The organism is Halomonas litopenaei, assembly GCF_017303055.1.
GTDB lineage: Bacteria > Pseudomonadota > Gammaproteobacteria > Pseudomonadales > Halomonadaceae > Halomonas > Halomonas litopenaei_A.
Genome location: NZ_JAEKJT010000006.1, coordinates 24,618 through 41,450 on the forward strand (window position 1 = coordinate 24,618; position 16,833 = coordinate 41,450).

The 16,833-nt window shown below is 62.3% G+C and carries 14 protein-coding genes; 6 read left to right on the plus strand and 8 right to left on the minus strand.

Features of this window, described 5'->3' with window-relative positions; all coding sequences use genetic code 11:
• Nucleotides 1-86 precede the first annotated feature (86 nt).
• The 3 genes from JF545_RS12755 to JF545_RS12765 all read left to right on the plus strand — a co-directional run bounded on the left by JF545_RS12755 (nt 87) and on the right by JF545_RS12765 (nt 4,345).
• Nucleotides 87-1,295, plus strand: coding sequence for a Bug family tripartite tricarboxylate transporter substrate binding protein (locus tag JF545_RS12755; protein ID WP_242520857.1), 1,209 nt, complete (start codon nt 87-89; stop codon nt 1,293-1,295).
• A gap of 207 nt (nt 1,296-1,502) precedes the next feature.
• The gene (locus JF545_RS12760; protein WP_206942648.1) at nt 1,503-3,467 is read left to right on the plus strand and encodes a tripartite tricarboxylate transporter permease; all 1,965 of its coding nucleotides are present in this window, start codon (nt 1,503-1,505) and stop codon (nt 3,465-3,467) included.
• A gap of 377 nt (nt 3,468-3,844) precedes the next feature.
• Nucleotides 3,845-4,345: a hypothetical protein gene (locus JF545_RS12765; RefSeq protein ID WP_206942650.1), complete on the plus strand. Its 501-nt coding sequence runs from the start codon at nt 3,845-3,847 to the stop codon at nt 4,343-4,345.
• Between the two features lie 59 nt (nt 4,346-4,404).
• Here the strand turns inward: JF545_RS12765 and JF545_RS12770 are convergent, their stop codons facing one another.
• The 4 genes from JF545_RS12770 to JF545_RS12785 all read right to left on the minus strand — a co-directional run bounded on the left by JF545_RS12770 (nt 4,405) and on the right by JF545_RS12785 (nt 8,336).
• Nucleotides 4,405-5,100 carry a FadR/GntR family transcriptional regulator gene (locus JF545_RS12770; protein WP_206942652.1) on the minus strand — a complete coding sequence of 232 codons (696 nt, stop codon included), beginning with the start codon at nt 5,098-5,100 and terminating at the stop codon, nt 4,405-4,407.
• 169 nt (nt 5,101-5,269) lie between these two features.
• A complete protein-coding gene (locus tag JF545_RS12775) occupies nt 5,270-6,784 on the minus strand; it encodes a tripartite tricarboxylate transporter permease (RefSeq protein WP_242520858.1) in 1,515 nt (504 codons plus the stop codon).
• Entirely contained in the window at nt 6,784-7,254 is a 471-nt protein-coding gene (locus JF545_RS12780) for a tripartite tricarboxylate transporter TctB family protein (RefSeq protein WP_206942653.1), read from the minus strand. The genes JF545_RS12775 and JF545_RS12780 overlap by 1 nt, the downstream gene beginning before the upstream one ends.
• 116 nt (nt 7,255-7,370) lie before the next feature.
• The gene (locus JF545_RS12785; RefSeq protein WP_206942656.1) at nt 7,371-8,336 is read right to left on the minus strand and encodes a Bug family tripartite tricarboxylate transporter substrate binding protein; all 966 of its coding nucleotides are present in this window, start codon (nt 8,334-8,336) and stop codon (nt 7,371-7,373) included.
• A 453-nt stretch (nt 8,337-8,789) separates the two neighbouring features.
• On the opposite strand from JF545_RS12785, the gene JF545_RS12790 reads away from it, so the two are divergent.
• Together JF545_RS12790 and JF545_RS12795 are read left to right on the plus strand one after the other, a co-directional pair.
• Nucleotides 8,790-9,566 (plus strand): SDR family NAD(P)-dependent oxidoreductase, encoded by a 777-nt coding sequence (locus JF545_RS12790; RefSeq protein WP_206942657.1) that lies wholly within the window; start codon nt 8,790-8,792, stop codon nt 9,564-9,566.
• A gap of 25 nt (nt 9,567-9,591) precedes the next feature.
• Nucleotides 9,592-11,178, plus strand: a complete 1,587-nt coding sequence (locus JF545_RS12795) for an aldehyde dehydrogenase (NADP(+)) (RefSeq protein ID WP_206942659.1) — start codon at nt 9,592-9,594, stop codon at nt 11,176-11,178.
• A 272-nt stretch (nt 11,179-11,450) separates the two neighbouring features.
• On the opposite strand, the gene JF545_RS12800 is transcribed toward JF545_RS12795, so the two are convergent.
• From JF545_RS12800 to JF545_RS12815, 4 genes are all read right to left on the minus strand, one after another.
• Entirely contained in the window at nt 11,451-12,980 is a 1,530-nt protein-coding gene (locus JF545_RS12800) for a tripartite tricarboxylate transporter permease (RefSeq protein WP_206942661.1), read from the minus strand.
• 3 nt (nt 12,981-12,983) lie between these two features.
• Entirely contained in the window at nt 12,984-13,493 is a 510-nt protein-coding gene (locus JF545_RS12805) for a tripartite tricarboxylate transporter TctB family protein (RefSeq protein WP_206942663.1), read from the minus strand.
• Between the two features lie 300 nt (nt 13,494-13,793).
• Complete coding sequence (locus JF545_RS12810; RefSeq protein WP_206942664.1) at nt 13,794-14,801, minus strand: Bug family tripartite tricarboxylate transporter substrate binding protein; 1,008 nt, start codon at nt 14,799-14,801, stop codon at nt 13,794-13,796.
• 108 nt (nt 14,802-14,909) lie between these two features.
• Nucleotides 14,910-15,653 carry a ribonuclease activity regulator RraA gene (locus JF545_RS12815; protein ID WP_206942665.1) on the minus strand — a complete coding sequence of 248 codons (744 nt, stop codon included), beginning with the start codon at nt 15,651-15,653 and terminating at the stop codon, nt 14,910-14,912.
• 387 nt (nt 15,654-16,040) lie between these two features.
• Here JF545_RS12815 and JF545_RS12820 point away from each other — a divergent pair, with 387 nt between their 5' ends.
• Nucleotides 16,041-16,805, plus strand: coding sequence for an SDR family NAD(P)-dependent oxidoreductase (locus tag JF545_RS12820; protein ID WP_347401333.1), 765 nt, complete (start codon nt 16,041-16,043; stop codon nt 16,803-16,805).
• Nucleotides 16,806-16,833 lie beyond the last annotated feature (28 nt).

Sequence of the window (16,833 nt, forward strand, 5' to 3'; positions counted from 1 at the left end):
CTCGTCGCATGACGATGATGTCAGCGCTACGGGCACTGCCGACAACGGCAGGCCCCTGACAACGACAACACAGAAGGAACCACGCCATGACCAAGCCAAAGCTTGTCTCTTTACAGCACCTCTCGCTCCAGCACTTCTCGCTACAGAACTTCTCGCTACAGAACGTCTCGTCGAAGCCTTCTTCCTCGAAGCCATTGTCCTCAGTCTTCGGGCTTCGCGGCATGGCCCGCGCCACCCTACTAGGCCTCGCCGTGTCCGCTGCGACGCTCTGCGGCACAGCCCACGCCGATGACGCCGATGTTCCTGGCAACATCAAATGGACGGTGCCTTTTGGCGTCGGTGGCGGCACCGACGTGTGGGCTCGCTTCTTCGCGCCCTGGCTCAGCGACTACCTGCCCGGCGAACCCACCATCATGATTGATAACGTCCCAGGTGGAGGCTCGATCAACGGAGCCAACCTGTTCGCCATGCGGGCCAAGGCGGATGGCTCCCACTGGCTAGGCACCTCTGCATCGACTCAGTACCCGGCCATGCTGGATGACCGCCGCGTTCGCTACGACTACCAGGAATGGACGCCGATCCTGGCCACGCCTACTGGCGGCGTGGTTTACGGCCAGCCGAGTCTCGGCGAAGACGCCGATGCCATTATTGATGCGATGCTCGACCAGCAGATCAAGATCGCCGCCCAGAACCCGACCGGCCTGGAACTGCCAGTACTGATCGCTCTGGATCTGCTGGGCGCCGACGTCCAGGCCGTATTCGGCATGCGCAGCCGTGGCGAAGGTCGACTGGCCTTCGAGCGAGGTGAGGCCGACATCGACTTTCAAACCAGCTCAGCCTACTTGAGCAACGTCCTGCCGCTGGTGGAGTCCGGCAAGGCAGTCCCGCTGTTTTCGTTGGGGCTGCTTAACGATGAAGGCGAGATCGTACGTGACCCCGCCTTCCCCGACCTGCCCACCTTCAATGAAGTCTACGCCGCCCGCCACGGCGAAGCGCCAACAGGCCCTGCCTACGAAGCCTTTCGCAAGTTCTTCGCCTCGGGCTACGCGCTGCAGAAGCTGATTGTGGTCCCCAAGGACACCCCGGCAGACCTGATCGAGACCTATCGTGACGCAGCACGCGAGTTCATCGCTACCGACGCCTTCAGGCAGGACGCTGAAGCTCAGCTGGGACCCTATGATCCGGTGGTCGGCGAGGTCATCCAGCGCCACCTGGAAGACGCCATGAGCATTGATGATGCGACCCGTGAGTGGCTCACCCACTGGCTGAAGGAAAAACACAACGCCCAGATCTGAATGGCCCAAGCGCCGCGCAGTCCTCCTGCAGATACCAGCGGACTCCGGCGCTATCAGCGACTAACAGCAGCCTCTCTATTAGGTCTGCCGAAAAGAACTCGGCTATAGCTCGGCTCACCGCTCGGCTTACAGATCGACTACAACAACGTGACGATAACAGCGCTGGGGGCACGCCCCAGCGCTACGACAATACGAGAGTCCAACGCCATGCTTGATATCTTCCTCTCCAGCCTGGGACAGTTGTTCACCCTGTCCCATATGCTGTTCATGCTGCTGGGGGTGATGGTCGGCCTGATCGTCGGCATCATTCCCGGACTCGGGGGCATCGCTGGCATGTCCCTGCTGCTCCCTTTCCTCTACGGCATGGAGCCTACGGTGGCACTGGGCATGCTGATGGGTCTGGTCGCCGTCATTCCGACGGGCGACACCTTTGCCTCCGTGCTGCTCGGCATCCCTGGCTCCAGCGCCTCTCAAGCCACCGTTATCGACGGTTTCTCGTTGGCCAAGAAGGGCCAGGCAGCCCGGGCCCTGTCCAGCGCCTTCCTGTCCTCCATGATCGGTGGCCTGATTGGTGCGGTGGTGCTGACCGGATTTATCCTGATCGCCCGTCCGCTGGTACTGTCCTTCTCGTCATCAGAGCTGTTCATGCTGACGCTGCTTGGCCTGTCCATGGTGGCGGTGCTGTCAGGCGCAGATCTGTTCAAGGGGCTTGCCGCCTGCGGGCTCGGCCTGCTGGTAGGCGGTATCGGCATGGCCCCGGCCACCGGTGAGTTTCGTCTCAATCTGGACATCGATTACCTGTTTGATGGCCTGCCCCTGGTCGTTGTCGGCCTGGGCATCTTCGCCCTGCCCGAGATCATCGACCTGCTGGTCAAACGTGGCGCTATCGCCGAAAAGCCCTGCCGCCTTGGTGAAGGCTGGCGCCGCGGCATCCAGGATGTTGGCCAACAGCGTGGCCTGGTCGCCCGCTGCGCCGCCATCGGCAGCCTGGTGGGCACCATTCCTGGCCTGGCGGGCTCTGTCGTCGACTGGCTGACCTATGGTCATGCGGTCCAGGCCGCCAAGGACAAGTCCGCATTTGGCAAGGGCGACATTCGTGGCGTCATCGCCCCGGAATCCGCCAACAACGCCTGCGCCTGTGGCGCCATGGTACCAACGCTGCTGTTCGGGGTACCGGGCTCGGGCACTGCCGCCGTGTTTCTCGGCGGTCTCTTGCTGCTGGGCCTGCAACCTGGCGTTGGCATGATCGAGACCCATCTTGATCTGACGTACACCATCATCTGGTCACTGGCCCTTGCCAACATCCTTGGCGCCGCCATGTGCTTGCTCCTGGCACGCCCGGTGGCCAACCTGACCCGGGTGCCCTTCGCCACCCTGGCACCCTTGATCACCGTGCTCATCATCTTCGCCGCCTTCCAGGCGACGCGAGCCACCGGTGATCTGTTGGCGCTGGGTGCCATCGGCGTCATCGGCGTGCTGTTCAAGCGCGCCAACTGGTCACGCCCCGCCTTCCTGATCGGCTTCGTCCTCGCCCCTGGGGCGGAGGCCTACTTCTACCAGGCGGTACAGTTTCAGGGTGCTGACGCCTTCCTGCGTCCCGGTGTGCTGATCATCGGCGCCATGATCCTGGCTGCGCTGTTCATCCCGATCATTGGTGCCGGCGTCAAGAAACGCCGCCAGGCCATGTCTGTCGGGGCCGCTGCTACCCAGACCAACGACGACAAGCCGCCGCATCAGCTCGGCATCATCGACATCATCCTGCTGGTGGCCCTGCTGGTCCTGGCGGCCAGCGCCTGGATCAACGTCTCCGAGCTGTCACTCATCGGCGGCATCATGCCCCGCCTGGCCATCGCCATCATGGCCGTGGCCTGTCTGGCGGAAGTGGCACGCAGCGTGATTCGACGTCCCCGCTGGCAGCAGCAAGGTCTGGGGCGTGAAAGCGTCTGGCTCATCGGGTTCTTTGCGCTGGTCGGTGCCATGCTCTCGATCGGCTTTATCACCACCGCCACGCTGTTCACTCTGGTCTTCCTGCTGGCTATTGCCAAGCTGCGGTGGTGGTTGGCCCTGCTGATGGCCATGGGGGTGACGGGATTCCTGGTCAGCATGGCAACCTTCCTCACCCTGACCTACCCGCAAGGCTTGCTGGACCCGCTGCTGTTCGGTTGGCTTTAGGTCCGTCCGCAATCCATACAAGGCTCCGTCCCGCAGCAGTCTCCCGGCGGAGCCTTCTTTATCGACGCAGTGCCGACACTCGCCTCGGGATTCAGCACTCGCTACCCAGCCAGATACTTGTCTCGTCCCCAGATACACCTCGCGGGAGCCAACATCTGAAGCCACCCTGGCAACGTTCGCAGGAACTATGCGGCAACGCCGAGATCTTGTTCCCAAGCTTGCTCTATCGCCCCTGCCCGGCGGTAGACTCGAGTATCACTCTCCTCTCATGCAGCAGGAAACATCGACACTCACCCCGTTCTCGTTGCCTGACCTCTGACGGCCTCGACAATCTCCAGCCTGCGATCACCAGCCCCTCTCTGACATGGAGGAATCCCATGGACCTGGTAGAGAAACTCATCACTGAACCGACCGATGATATCTTTGATCTTCTGCTGGCCGATGACAAAGAGGTCTTCTGGGTCGACTGGCGAGATGACGACGCCGTGCTGGCTGACTACTGCGAGGCCGTCGCCCACACCGGTATGCTGGGCTCCCACTGGGTCGACGACGTGCTGACCATCACCTACGCAGAACGGTCACGGGCAGTGCCGCTGACCCAGTCACCGGGGGACCGGCACATCACGTTGATGACGATCAACGAACTGATGGCCCCTGACTACAGCATCAGAATGGTATGGGAATCGGAAGGCAGCGATACCCTGGCCTTCAGCGTGCTGCCAGAGGCCAGGTGGGCCGAATTGGAAGCGCAATATGGTAGAGCTGCGGTGGATCGGGCTTTTCTCACCCTGACTCACGACATCAATCCCTTCATCGATGCCCTGCACGTCCGGCGCCCGACGGGCAAGGAGCGTCGCTGGTGGACGTTCTGGCGATAGCCGGCTGCTGAGGGTTCATCGATTCCATGGGGCCTGCCAGGCGCACGCCAGACGAGTGGCTAACGCGTGCCTTCAAACATCCGATGTCGGGCATTGTCGATATGGGCGCGCATGGCGGCTTCCGCAGCCTCTCCATCCTTGGCGGCGATGGCGTCGACGATGGCCAGATGTTCGTCCTGTACCAGTCGCAGGCGCGCCTGCGACGCCATCAGTGACAGCCCACGAGTCAGGTTCATCCCTTCCTTGATACTCTCGTTGAGCGACTTCAATACGGTGGTGTAGTAGTGGTTGCTTGCCGCTTCGGTAATCGCCAGATGGAAGCGATAGTCTTCGTCGGTAGCCAGATCGTGACGAGCATTGGCCTCATCGATGATGTCGTAGCAGCGACGAATCTGGTCGAGCTGTTCCTGGGTGCGTCGCAACGCCGCCAGATGCGCTGCCCGCGCTTCGACGTTGGTGCGAAACTCAAAGCAGCGCTGAATGTCGGCAATGCTTGAGATAGGCGCAAACTTGAGCACCGCGCTATCAGGCTGACGAATGACAAAGCTGCCGGAGCCGCGCCGGGACACCACCAGCTCATCCTCCTTGAGTCGGGCCAGGGCATCGCGCAGCACCGGACGAGAGACTTCATAGCGACGGCACAGCTGCGCCTCGGTGGGCAACTTCTCATTGACCGGATACTGGCCTTCGATGATCGCTTCCAGAATCTTCTCGTAGACCGCCGAAGCCAGTGAAAATTTCGCCTCTAATGCCATCTTGCCTTGCTCCGGATCTCTTGTTCCCTGGAAGTTGCCCGTCCGGCTCGTCACTCCGCCGTGGCCCCCTCCCTTTTTACCATCGCAAACGGCGCCCTGCACTGGACCTTGAGGTCGCACCCGGGCGCCTTTCGCCGTTCCTTGCCCTAACACTGGCGCATTTCCCCGCTCAGGCCACCGTCTTGGCCTTGCCAGGCCTGCCTGCCTGACGCCCCTTCCAGATGCCGTTGGCGATGATCAGAGTCCAGGTCAGGATCGCCAGCCCCGCCAGCACCATGGCGATGGGCCGGTCGACGAAGGCCATCAGGTCGCCGTCGGACTTGAGGATCGAGCGCATGAAGTTGCTCTCGATGATGGGGCCGAGGATAAAGGCCAGAATCAGCGGACCCAGCGGGAAGTCGTTCTCCATCAGGAAGACCCCGACCAGCCCCAGGCCGAGCATGATCCAGACGTCGAACATGCTGTTGTTGGCAGAGAAGGCACCCACGATACAAAACATCAGGATCAATGGGTAGAGAACCCCTGTGGGCACCGCCAGCAACCTGCCGGCCCCCTTGATCGCCATCAGCCCCAGCGGCAGCAGCAGCAGATTGGCCAGCACGAACACCATGAAAATGGCGTTGACCAGGGCACCCTGCTCGGTGAAGACGTCCGGGCCCGGGGTGATGCCCTTGGTGGTCAGCACGCCGATGATGATCGCGGTGACGGTATCCCCGGGAATGCCGAACACCAGCGCCGGGATATAGGCGCCGGACAGGGCCGCGTTGTTGGCGGCGCTGGCCGAGACCAGCCCCTCTGGATGACCGGTACCGTACTTCTGTGGTTCACGGGATAGCTTGCGGCTGATGGCATAACTGATCCAGGACGCGATATCAGCGCCAGCGCCGGGTAGCGCTCCGATCATGGTGCCAAGCAGGCCCCCTCGGGCAACGCCACCCTTGTAGCGCCAGGTTGTCCCGGCAACGCCGTCCAGCAGCTTGCCCTTGGGCGTCTCCACGTTAGCGGCGCTCTGTCCCGCCCCAGGCAGGCTGCGCAGCAGTTCAGTAATGGCAAACAAACCAATCAGCACCGGCAGCAGCGAGATACCGGCAAGCAGGTCATAGCTGCCCATGGTGAAGCGCATCTGGCCGGACACGCTGTCCATGCCGACCATCGCCAGAGACAGGCCGATCAGCATCGAAATAGCGCCCTTGAGCGGATCGCCACCGGCCACCAGGATGGCGCAGGACAGCCCCAACAAGGCCAGCCAAAAATACTCGTCACTGGTGAATTGCAGCGCAAATTCAGCGATCCGCGGGGCAAACAGGGCAAGCACCGCTACGCCAATAATGCCACCCAGCATCGAGCAGGTGACGTTGATGCCGAGGGCAAGCCCCAACTTGCCCTTCTTGCCCAGAAGATAGGCCTCGTCGGCATAGACCGCAGACGCCGGCGTACCCGGCATCCTCAGCAGCGCCCCAGGTATATCACCCGCGACGATGGCCATGGCGGTGGCTGAGACGATGGCGGCGATCGCCGGCAGCGGCTCCATGAAAAAGGTCACCGGCACCAGCAAGGCGGTCGCCATGGTCGCGGTAAGACCAGGAATAGCGCCCATGAACAGCCCGAATAGGGAGGCCGCGATGATCACCAGGATCACCTCGGCGTCGAGCACCATGGAGGCAGCTTGCAGTAATTCGTTCATCAGTAGAGCACCTGTTCAAGCAGTCCGGGAGCCAGGGGGACGTGCAGCACCTGGGCGAACAGCATCCAGATCACTGCCGTCGCCATCACCGCGATCAGCAGCGCGCGGCCCCAGCCGCGGCGGTGATACATCAGGAACAGCAGCGTCAACAGCGTCACCGCCACAACCGGAAAGCCGAGCAGCGGAGTCAGCAGCACATAGGCAATGACGCTCGCCACCACCGCACCGAGCGCCAGCAGGAAGGGGCGCCCGGCCACCTTGCCCGACCAGCGCACCAACGCCTGGCGCTGTCGCAAGCCCTTGAGGATCAACAGGCCCCCCATCAGCAACAACAGCCCGCCGACCACCTTGGGAAAGGTGCCGGCGCCGTAGACCTGCCGCGGCAATGGGCTCAAATCGGCAGAAGCCACGATGAGGGCAGCCCCCAAGGCCGCCGCCATGCTTCCTGATATTGCATCACTGGTACGCATGAGACATGTCTCCTTGATGCAGGCGCATCAGCGGAGAGGCGCCGCCCAAGCGGCGCTTCTACAAAGTGTCACTGACGGTCCCCACCCACCATCAGCAGGTGAAGACCGGAGGTCGATCACTGGGCCAGGCCCAGCTTGTCGATGATGGATGCGTTGTTGGCGTCCTGTTCGGCCATGAACGCCTCGAAGCCTTCCGGTCCTTCCCATACCGCACCGAAACCGCGGCCTTCCATGAACGCCTGGAAGTCCTCGGAGTTCCACACGGCCTCAGCCGCGGTCAGCAGGCGCTCGGTGACGTCCTCTGGCAGCCCCTCGGGGCCGACCAGGCCACGCCAGGAACCGTGGGACCAGTCATCGCCGGTCACCTCGCCAGCGGCGGGAATATCGGGGAAGGCGTCCTCACGCTCGCTGGATAGCACCGCCAGCGTGCGCACACGATCAGACTCACGCATGGACTCCGTTTCCGGCAGCGACGAGAAGACAATATCGACACCGCCCGCAGCCAGCTCCTGCAGACCTGGCGCCGCCCCCTCACTGGGCACCAGGTTGACGGTGTTGGGATCGATGCCTTGCTGATCGAGGAAGCCGGCGAAGGACAGGTGGTAGGCGGCACCCGGCGCGGAGCCCGACACGGTGTACTCGTTGGGTGACTCGGCCAGATCCGCCAGCGCCTCTTCCAGGTTCTGCCAGGGCGCCTCGGCGTTGACGGTAAAGGCGGCGTAGTCGAGGTTGAGCAGCGCGATCGGGGTAAAGTCTTCGTAGGACAGATCCGCGGTGCCGATGTGCTGGTAGGTGGCGATCTCGGCGGTACCCAGGCCCAGGGTGTAGCCATCGGGACGCGCCATCTTCATCGCCATGTGACCGACCACACCGGAGCCGCCGGTGCGGTTGACCACATTGACCGGTTGCCCCAGCTCCTGCTGCAGCCCGGCAGCGAACTGTCGACCCACGGCGTCGGTGCCACCGCCGGCAGACCAGGGCACAATCAGGGTGATCGGCTTGGTGGGATAGTCGTCACCGACCGCGACCGAGGAGGTCGCCACCAGCAGGGAAGCACATAGCAGGCGTGGAAGCGTTCGCATGGGTTATCTCTCTTGTCAGCTAGCGTCGGAAGCTCCGGCGTCAACGCATTTGCTCAGCACCGGAATGAACGCTTGCAAGAGTGCCCTCGGACCGCAAAACAGACAAGTTATTACAACTTATACTTTATGCTAACGGGGACATGACAAACGCATCACCTAGACGTAAAAGCGCTTAAAAATCCGCACAAAAAATCGAATAAAAATGTTGTAAAACAGAATTCTGCATAATTACAAACAAACCGCACCGCAAGCCTGTCACAGCACTTGGTCTCTCCACTCACCACCCCATAGAGACCAAAGTACGAGCCCCACTTGTCCTTATTTGTTTGAAGACCATAAGACTCTGGGCTAAGGTTGGCTGCACAACATCGAGGGTGGCGCCCTGCGCCCTCCCCGCACCGAACCATCCCATGATGCGGCCTGTCGCAGGCCCGCTTAGTTCAGGAGCATTTCATGTTCGCCGACCTCAACGACAAGACCGTCCTTATCACCGGCTCCACCAAGGGCATCGGGCGCGCCGCCGCCGTCGCCTTCGCTCGCGAAGGTGCCATCGTCGGCATCAACAGCAGCCAGAAGGACGCCGCCGCCGAGGAGCTGATCGCCCAGCTGGAGTCTGAAGGTGCGCGCTTCGCCTACTATGAGCGCGACCTGACCAAGAGCGGCGAGTGCGAGACCCTGGTCCACGAATTCGTCGAGCAGTTCGGCAGCCTCGACGTGCTGGTCAACAACGCCGGCGGCCTGGGTGTACGCAAGGGTCTCGAGTCCCTTGAAGACGACGACTTCAACCTGGTCATGGACCTGAACCTGCGTTCGGTGATCATGACCACCCGCTTCGCCATGCCGCACCTGAAGGCCTCTGCCGAGAAGCGCGGAGAGACCGCCAGCGTCATCAGCACCGGATCCATTGCCGGACGCGAAGGCGGCGGCCTGGGCGCCTCTCTGTACGGCGGCTCCAAGGCCATGCTGCATAACCTCCACCGCAACTGGGTCAAGGAATTCACCAAGGACAAGGTGCGCTTCAACATCGTCGCACCGGGCACCATCGACACCGCCTTCCACGCCGACAAGAGCCCCGAACTGATGGCAAAAATCGCCTCCACTATCGCCATGGGCCGTGTCGGCACCTCCGAGGAAGTGGCGCCGTCGTTCCTGTTCCTGGCCTCCCACGCCGCCAGCGGTTACATCACCGGCCAGGTGATCGACGTCAACGGCGGCCAGATGTGCCCCTGAGCGCCCCTTCGAACAGGAGATGGTCATGACACTTGAAGGACACCAGTTGATCGGCTTCCGGTCGTTGGCAGGCGATGTTGGCGAACGCGGTATCGCCGCCATCAATCCCGCCTCGGGAGACATGCTGTCACCCACCTACCCCAGCGCGGGGGCCGCCGAGATCGAGCGAGCTTGCCAGCTGGCGGAAGATGCCTTCCTGCCATACCGACAGCTACCACTTGCCGATCGAGCCCGCTTTCTGGACACCATCGCCGACCACATCGATGCCCTGGGTGATGCTCTGACCGAGCGCGCCATGGCCGAGACCGGCCTGCCCAAGGCCCGACTGGAAGGCGAGCGCGGCCGCACCTGCGGGCAGCTCCGGCTGTTCGCCGAGGTGCTGCGCAGTGGCGAATTCCTGGGCGTGCGCGTGGAGGATGCCCTTCCTGAACGCACGCCCATGCCACGCCCAGCGCTGGCTCAGCAGCAGGTGCCAGTGGGTCCCGTGGCGGTATTTGGCGCCAGCAACTTCCCGCTGGCATTCTCAGTGGCAGGAGGCGACACCGCTTCTGCCCTCGCAGCGGGCTGTCCAGTGATCGTCAAGGCTCACTCCGCTCATCCAGGCACCTCGGAGCTGGTCGGACGTGCCGTTCAGCAAGCCGCGCGGGAGTGCGACATGCCCGAGGGAGTCTTCTCGCTGCTTTACGGCAGCGGCCGCGAACTCGGTCAGGGCTTGGTGCGGGACCCACGCATCCAGGCGGTTGGCTTCACCGGCTCACGCACTGGGGGTACTGCGCTGCTTCGCACCGCCCAGGCGCGCCCGCAGCCGATCCCGGTTTACGCCGAGATGAGCAGCATCAACCCTGTTTTGCTGTTGCCACACCAGCTGGAAACGGCAGCTGAGGATCTGGGTGAGGCCTTCGTCGCTTCTCTGACCATGGGAGCCGGGCAGTTCTGCACCAACCCGGGCCTGATCCTGGCACTGTCCGGCCATGCCCTGGAACGCTTTGTCGACCAGGCCGGCAAGGCGATCAGAGAGGCGCGCCCCCAGTTGATGCTGACTCCTGGCATTCACGCCGCCTACCAGCAGGGCGTAGCCCAACTCGCCGATCAGCCGGACGTTGCCCTGGTCGCCAAGGGCAAGGACACCGGGCACCTCGCCTGCCCCTGCCAGCCGCACCTTTTCCGCACCAGCGCCAGCGCGTTCATCGGCAATGATGCACTGCACGACGAGGTGTTCGGCGCCTGCGCACTGATCGTCGAATGTGCGTCGGTAGAACAGATGACGCAGGTGCTGAGCGCCCTGGAGGGCCAGCTAACCGCCACGGTCCACCTGGACCAGGCCGACCATGCGCTAGCCGAGCGGTTACTGCCACTGCTCGAACGCCGCGCTGGCCGCATCCTGTTCAACGGCTGGCCCACCGGCGTCGAGGTGTGTCACACCATGGTCCATGGCGGCCCCTGGCCCGCGACCTCCGACACGCGCACCACATCGGTGGGCAGTGCCGCTATCCAGCGTTTCTTGCGCCCGGTGTGCTATCAGGCGCTGCCCGAGGCGCTGGCGCCGGACAGTCTCAAGGCCGACAACCCGCTGGGCCTGCCACGCCAGGTCAACGGCAAGCGCCAGGGCTAGGCCTTTCGAAAGACAGGCCTAACCGCCACGCTTGCCAGGATCGCGGAACCCAAGAGAAGACCGCCACCACGAAGACAAGAAGGCCCTCGCCACCGGCGAGGGCCTTCTTGTTGATAGCGGTCATCGGTGCCTGGCGGCCCATGGCCCCTTCTCGCTCCCCCCAAAGGCGAGTTGATTCAGCCACGGCCGTGCCTTCGGGGTCGTGCAACAAAACGCCTGACCCCGTCGACGTGACAGGATCAGGCGCGAAGGTATGCCAGGTATCGACGCCCTCAGCCGGTGCTTTCGCGACGTTTGAGCTGTACTGGCTTGCGGATTGCCAGGAAGTAGACAAAGACGCCGGTCAGCACCAAGAAGAACAGGCTATCAGGCTGGGTCACAAACACCGTCAGGTCGCCATTGGACAACGTCAGCGCACGCCGCAGGTACTCTTCCAGGCCTGGGCCGAGAATGAAACCCAGCAGCAGGGTTACCACCGGGTAGCCGTGCTTGCGCAGATAGAAGGCCAGCACCCCCATGATCAGGGTCATCATCATCTGGAAGGTGGAGTAAGTGGCCACATAGCTGCCCACCACTGCCAGCATGGCGATCGAGCCGAACAGCACGTCGCGGCGAATGCGCACAATACGGATGAAGTACGGACCCAGCAGGTACATCGTCAACGGAATCAGGATCAAGGCGCTGAAGATCAGGGCCGCCAGCATCGGGGCGATTAACCCGGCCTGGGACTCCATCAACTGGGGTCCGGGCTGGATGCCGTTGATCACTAGCACGCCAAGCACGATCGCGGTAATCGGATCACCCGGTATACCGAAGGTCAGCATCGGCACCAGGGCACCGCCACACACCGCATTGTTGGCGCTTTCCGCTGCGGCAATTCCCTGGGGATTGCCCTTGCCGAAAGTGTCAGGCTCTTTCGAGGTACGTACCGCTTCCACGTAGGCCAGAAAGCCGCCCATGGAGCCACCTGCGCCGGGCAGGGTGCCGACCAGGTAGCCGATGGTCGAGGATTTCAGGTAGCAGGCGGCGCCGATACGACGAATCGCCGAGCGCGAAGGGATGAAGTCGCGACGGCGAATCTTTGCCACCCCCTTCAACTTCTCACGAATACTCAAGGCCTTGTCGTTCTCGGCCAACTGGGTCAGTAGCTCACTGATCGCAAAGGTGCCGATAATGACGGGCATCAGATCGATACCTGCCGCCAGGTCACCGCTACCAAAGCTGAACCTGGCCACCGGCACCATGGCATCGAGCCCCACCGTCGCCAACATCAACCCGAGGCACGCGGCAATGCCGGCACGGCGGACGTTGCCCCGCTGGGCAATGACAATCACGATCAGCGCAAACAGGATCAGCGCGCACTTGCCAGTGGTCTGCACCAGCAGCGACAGGTCAGCGATCAAGGGCGCCAGCAGCACCAGCAGCACCGCTCCGAAGACGCCCCCGATCATCGAGGCGAAGGAGGCATGCCCCAGCGCCAGAGGACCTTCGCCCCGCTGCTGCATGGGATAGCCTTCCAGGGCGGTCATCATCGACGAGGGAGCACCGGGTATATTGATGGTAGTGGCGGTGATACTGCCGCCGCACATGCCGGCCATATAAATGCTGGCACAGGCCATCAGCGCGGTGGTCACGTCAAGGCTATAGGTCAGCGGCAGCAGCAGCGCCAACGCCAGGGTGGCGGTGAGTCCTGGAATCGCCGAAAACACCGTGCCGATCAGAAAGCCGGCCACCACGTAGAACAGTACGGTGGGGTTGAGCAGCAGAGCAAAGCTCGCTACCACTTGTGTCAGAAAATCCATGGCTCACCCCCATAGCGCCGGTAGACGTACATTGAAAATCTGCTGGAACAGCAGGTAGCCCACCCCAGTGATGGCCATGGCGATCGCTACCTTCGACAGCCACCTATCGACGCCAGAGAACAGCATCATCACCGTCAGCACGTAGATCAGGGTAGACAGCAGGTAGCCAATCCCCTGAAAGGCCAGGACATACACCAGCGTTGCGAGCATCAATAGAAGCTCAGGCGAAAAGCGAAGTGCCCGCGCTTGCACCGTCGCTTGCGATGCGTCCGAGGCTGTCGCTGCAAGGTTCTCGTGAACCGCAGAACGCCATTGCAACAGGCACAGCACGCTCGCCAGCGCACCTATCAGTAAAGGAAAGAAGGACGGCGTCAGCTTGCCGTTTTGCAGCGGTGGCCCCATGGTCAAGGTGACGATGAGGTAACCGAGCGACATCAGCGCCAGGACACCATGAAAGCAGGCGGCGCCGGTGCCCAGTGCACGCGCCATCGTGGGGACAGAAAATCGGGACATAGGGAACCTCTCTCGGCCCCCGCAACCAGGAGCCGACCACACAATGATCATTGGGTAGGAACGGAAACGGACAGCGACGTAAGGGAAACACTGCATACATGCCTGCGCGGACGAGTCGCTGCGTTGCGCGCTGCTCGAACTCCTCACCTATACCGCATAGGCTCCGGGTGCTGCGCTGCGGGCGCCTAGCCTCTCATTGCGCTCGGCTGATGTATTCAGCGCTTCCCAAGGTCCTCTGATCCGTTTCCGTGGGTGGCAATCGGCGAAGATCGCCAGATGCTGGCGACCTTCGCGTCAGGCTTACAGGTTCAGCTCATCCATCGCGGCAAAGGTTCTCTGCTGGTAGCTGGCGATCCAGTCGTCGACCTCCTCGCTGCCCAGCCACCCTGGCGTCACTCCAATGCTGGTGACCCACTGCTGGAACTCATCACTTTCGTAGGCGTCCTGATAGGCGGACTCCAGCGTGTCGATCACGTCCTCGGGTGTATTCGCGGGGGCCGCCAGGACAATGAAACTGCCGGTCTCGAGATCGATGCCAAACTCAGAGATCGGCGGGACCTCCGGGTACGCAGGATTCTGTGAACCGGACAGTTCGACCACACCCAGCGCATCGCCGGAGGACAGGATGCCGGAGAAGTCTCCCAGGCTCGAAATCGCTCCGTCGATTTCTCCGGACAACAGGGCTTCGGCCTCCGCAGTGGAGGATCCCGGATAGGAGATCACGTTGAAGCTCACCCCGGTCGCGGCCTCCAGTCGGCGCACCGCCAGGTAAGGACCAGACCCTTCCGGCGCTACACCAATGCGCACAGTACCGGGGTTTGCTCGGGCCGCCTCGATCAGCTCTTCGTAGGAGCCGTAACCAGACTGCTTCGACACCACGATGGCATCGGCCTCCTGGGTCACACGGGCGAAGGGTTCAAGCTTATCCAGCGAGTAGCCCGGGACCATATTGCCCCGCGGCAAGGTCACCACGCTATCGTAGGTCAGCACTCCGATGGTGTGGCCATCAGGACGCGCCTTGGCCAACTGCATCAGGCCGGTCGCGGTGACAGCACCACCGATATTCTCGACGTAGACAGAGGTCGGCAGCGCCTGCTCGGCCAGATTACTGATCTTGCGCGAGATGGCATCGGCACCACCTCCCGCCGGCCACGGCACGATCATTCGCACGTCGCGCTGGGGGAAGTCGGCCTGGGCCACAGGCACGGCGACTGCGGCAGCCAGGAGAACACTTGCCAGGGTACCCCCGGTCGTGACGGAAGCAAGGCGTGACCACTGGCGAGTCGAGAGCAAGGTGTGAGCAGTCATGGCGGCTCCTTTCATTATTGATTGTGATAGTCGAATGAGTGGCCACTGGAAGTGACCAGTCATCGTGTTGCAGTGAGGCGTCAGCGCGGCTGCATCAGTGCTGCAACCTCAACGCGACTGCTGCTGACGCAGGTAGGCCTGATACTCCTCCTGGGCCTGCTCGTTGGGCGGGTAAAGGCCGATGACCTTGGCCCCAGCGCTGACTTTCTCAAGCACGTAGGCCTCGAAGGCCTCCATACCGGCCGCCTCTTCTGCAACTTCATCAGCCAGCTCCAGCGGAATGACCATGACGCCGTCACCATCACCCACCAGGACATCGCCCGGGTAGACCGGGACGCCGCCACAGCCGATGGGCTGCTGGATGTCCACGGCATGGTGCTTGGTCAGGTTGGTCGGGGCACTGGGCTTGGTACAGAACACCGGCATCGACATGGTCTCGGCGTACTCCGAGTCACGCACCCCCGCGTCGGACACAAAGCCCGCGCACTCGCGCACCTGTAACCGGGTCAACAGGATGCTCCCGGCACTGGCGGCGCTGGCATCCTGACGGCAGTCGGACACCAGAACACGCCCCGGTGGCACTGTCTCGACGGCCAGGCGCTGGGGATGCTCTGGATCACGAAACGCAGCGACCGTGTCGAGATCTTCCCGGGCCGGGATATAGCGCAGTGTGTACGCCTGCCCCACCATCTTGACCTGGGCAGTGTTCATACGCCCGACGTTCTGGATGTAGGTATTTTTCAGGCCACGCTTGTGCAGCAAGGTGTGCAGCGATGCCGTCGACGCGCGCATCAGGCGCTCACGGGTCAGGCTGGACAACTCGGGGTGGGGGTAATCGTTGATGATGCTCATGGGCTTCGCCTGTTCTGGGCCCACCGGGCCGGTAAGTGACGTGGTCACTATAGAAATCGCCCTGCCGCTTTTCAAACAACTTTTTACAACTTATCTATCCCCACACCTCTTCAGAGCCAAGAAGCATGTTACATCGCTTTCAACATCAATCACCAAAACGCTGAAATAAAACATTTTTTACGTAAAAATAGCACGCCAGATAGCGACGCCATCCTGGCGATTAGACATAGGTATAACAAGGCAATATTTGTATTAACCCAGGCCGTGGAGTCGACACGACGTCTGCTCCCACCCCCTACGGATGGATCGCAGATGGCACCTCACCATGTCGAGATGAGAAGCTGCTCTTCACCACCAACGGATACACCAGGCTCAAGGAGACACAGGATGACAATGCTTAGCCACTTTTCCCTGACTGGACAGACGGCGCTGGTAACAGGGGCTCGCAGAGGCATCGGCGCGGCCATGGCGCTGGCCTTGGCTGAAGCCGGTGCCGATATCATCGGCATCAGCGCCAGCATGGCCAGCGATGGCGACGAGCTGGGTGAACAGGTGCGCAAGCTGGGACGACGTTTCGAGGGTATCGCCTGCGACCTGTCTGACCGCAAGGCGCTGATGACGCTGGTGGAGGGACTTGGTGAGCGACGTATCGATATCCTGATCAACAACGCCGGCACCATCGAGCGCGCGCCAGCCCATGACCACTCGGACGCGCTGTGGGACCGGGTGATCGACATCAATCTAAGTGCACCTTTCGTGTTGACCCGGGAGATCGGTCGACACATGGTCGACAGGGGCAGCGGCAAGATCATCTTCACTGCTTCACTGCTGTCGTTTCAGGGCGGCATCACGGTACCGGGATACGCCGCCAGCAAGGGCGGCATTGCCCAGCTGACCAAGGCCTTCGCCAATGAATGGGCGGCCCATGGCGTGAACGTCAATGCCATCGCGCCAGGGTATATCGCCACCGACAACACCCAGGCACTGCGGGAAGATTCCGACAGATCCCGCGACATCCTGGCACGAATCCCCGCTGGACGCTGGGGCAGTCCCGATGACTTCAAGGGACCTGTCGTATTTCTCGCCTCCCGCGCCTCGGACTATATGCACGGCACCGTCATGACGGTCGATGGAGGATGGATGGGGCGGTAACGACAGCCCTACAAGGTGGATCCAGGCG

What these genes read in the sequence shown, in the direction of transcription:
- JF545_RS12755 (WP_242520857.1), top strand. Translation starts at nt 87, where the DNA reads ATGACCAAGCCAAAGCTTGTCTCTTTACAGCACCTCTCGCTCCAGCAC.
- JF545_RS12760 (WP_206942648.1), top strand. Translation starts at nt 1,503, where the DNA reads ATGCTTGATATCTTCCTCTCCAGCCTGGGACAGTTGTTCACCCTGTCC.
- JF545_RS12765 (WP_206942650.1), top strand. Translation starts at nt 3,845, where the DNA reads ATGGACCTGGTAGAGAAACTCATCACTGAACCGACCGATGATATCTTT.
- JF545_RS12770 (WP_206942652.1), bottom strand. Translation starts at nt 5,100, where the DNA reads ATGGCATTAGAGGCGAAATTTTCACTGGCTTCGGCGGTCTACGAGAAG.
- JF545_RS12775 (WP_242520858.1), bottom strand. Translation starts at nt 6,784, where the DNA reads ATGAACGAATTACTGCAAGCTGCCTCCATGGTGCTCGACGCCGAGGTG.
- JF545_RS12780 (WP_206942653.1), bottom strand. Translation starts at nt 7,254, where the DNA reads ATGCGTACCAGTGATGCAATATCAGGAAGCATGGCGGCGGCCTTGGGG.
- JF545_RS12785 (WP_206942656.1), bottom strand. Translation starts at nt 8,336, where the DNA reads ATGCGAACGCTTCCACGCCTGCTATGTGCTTCCCTGCTGGTGGCGACC.
- JF545_RS12790 (WP_206942657.1), top strand. Translation starts at nt 8,790, where the DNA reads ATGTTCGCCGACCTCAACGACAAGACCGTCCTTATCACCGGCTCCACC.
- JF545_RS12795 (WP_206942659.1), top strand. Translation starts at nt 9,592, where the DNA reads ATGACACTTGAAGGACACCAGTTGATCGGCTTCCGGTCGTTGGCAGGC.
- JF545_RS12800 (WP_206942661.1), bottom strand. Translation starts at nt 12,980, where the DNA reads ATGGATTTTCTGACACAAGTGGTAGCGAGCTTTGCTCTGCTGCTCAAC.
- JF545_RS12805 (WP_206942663.1), bottom strand. Translation starts at nt 13,493, where the DNA reads ATGTCCCGATTTTCTGTCCCCACGATGGCGCGTGCACTGGGCACCGGC.
- JF545_RS12810 (WP_206942664.1), bottom strand. Translation starts at nt 14,801, where the DNA reads ATGACTGCTCACACCTTGCTCTCGACTCGCCAGTGGTCACGCCTTGCT.
- JF545_RS12815 (WP_206942665.1), bottom strand. Translation starts at nt 15,653, where the DNA reads ATGAGCATCATCAACGATTACCCCCACCCCGAGTTGTCCAGCCTGACC.
- JF545_RS12820 (WP_347401333.1), top strand. Translation starts at nt 16,041, where the DNA reads ATGACAATGCTTAGCCACTTTTCCCTGACTGGACAGACGGCGCTGGTA.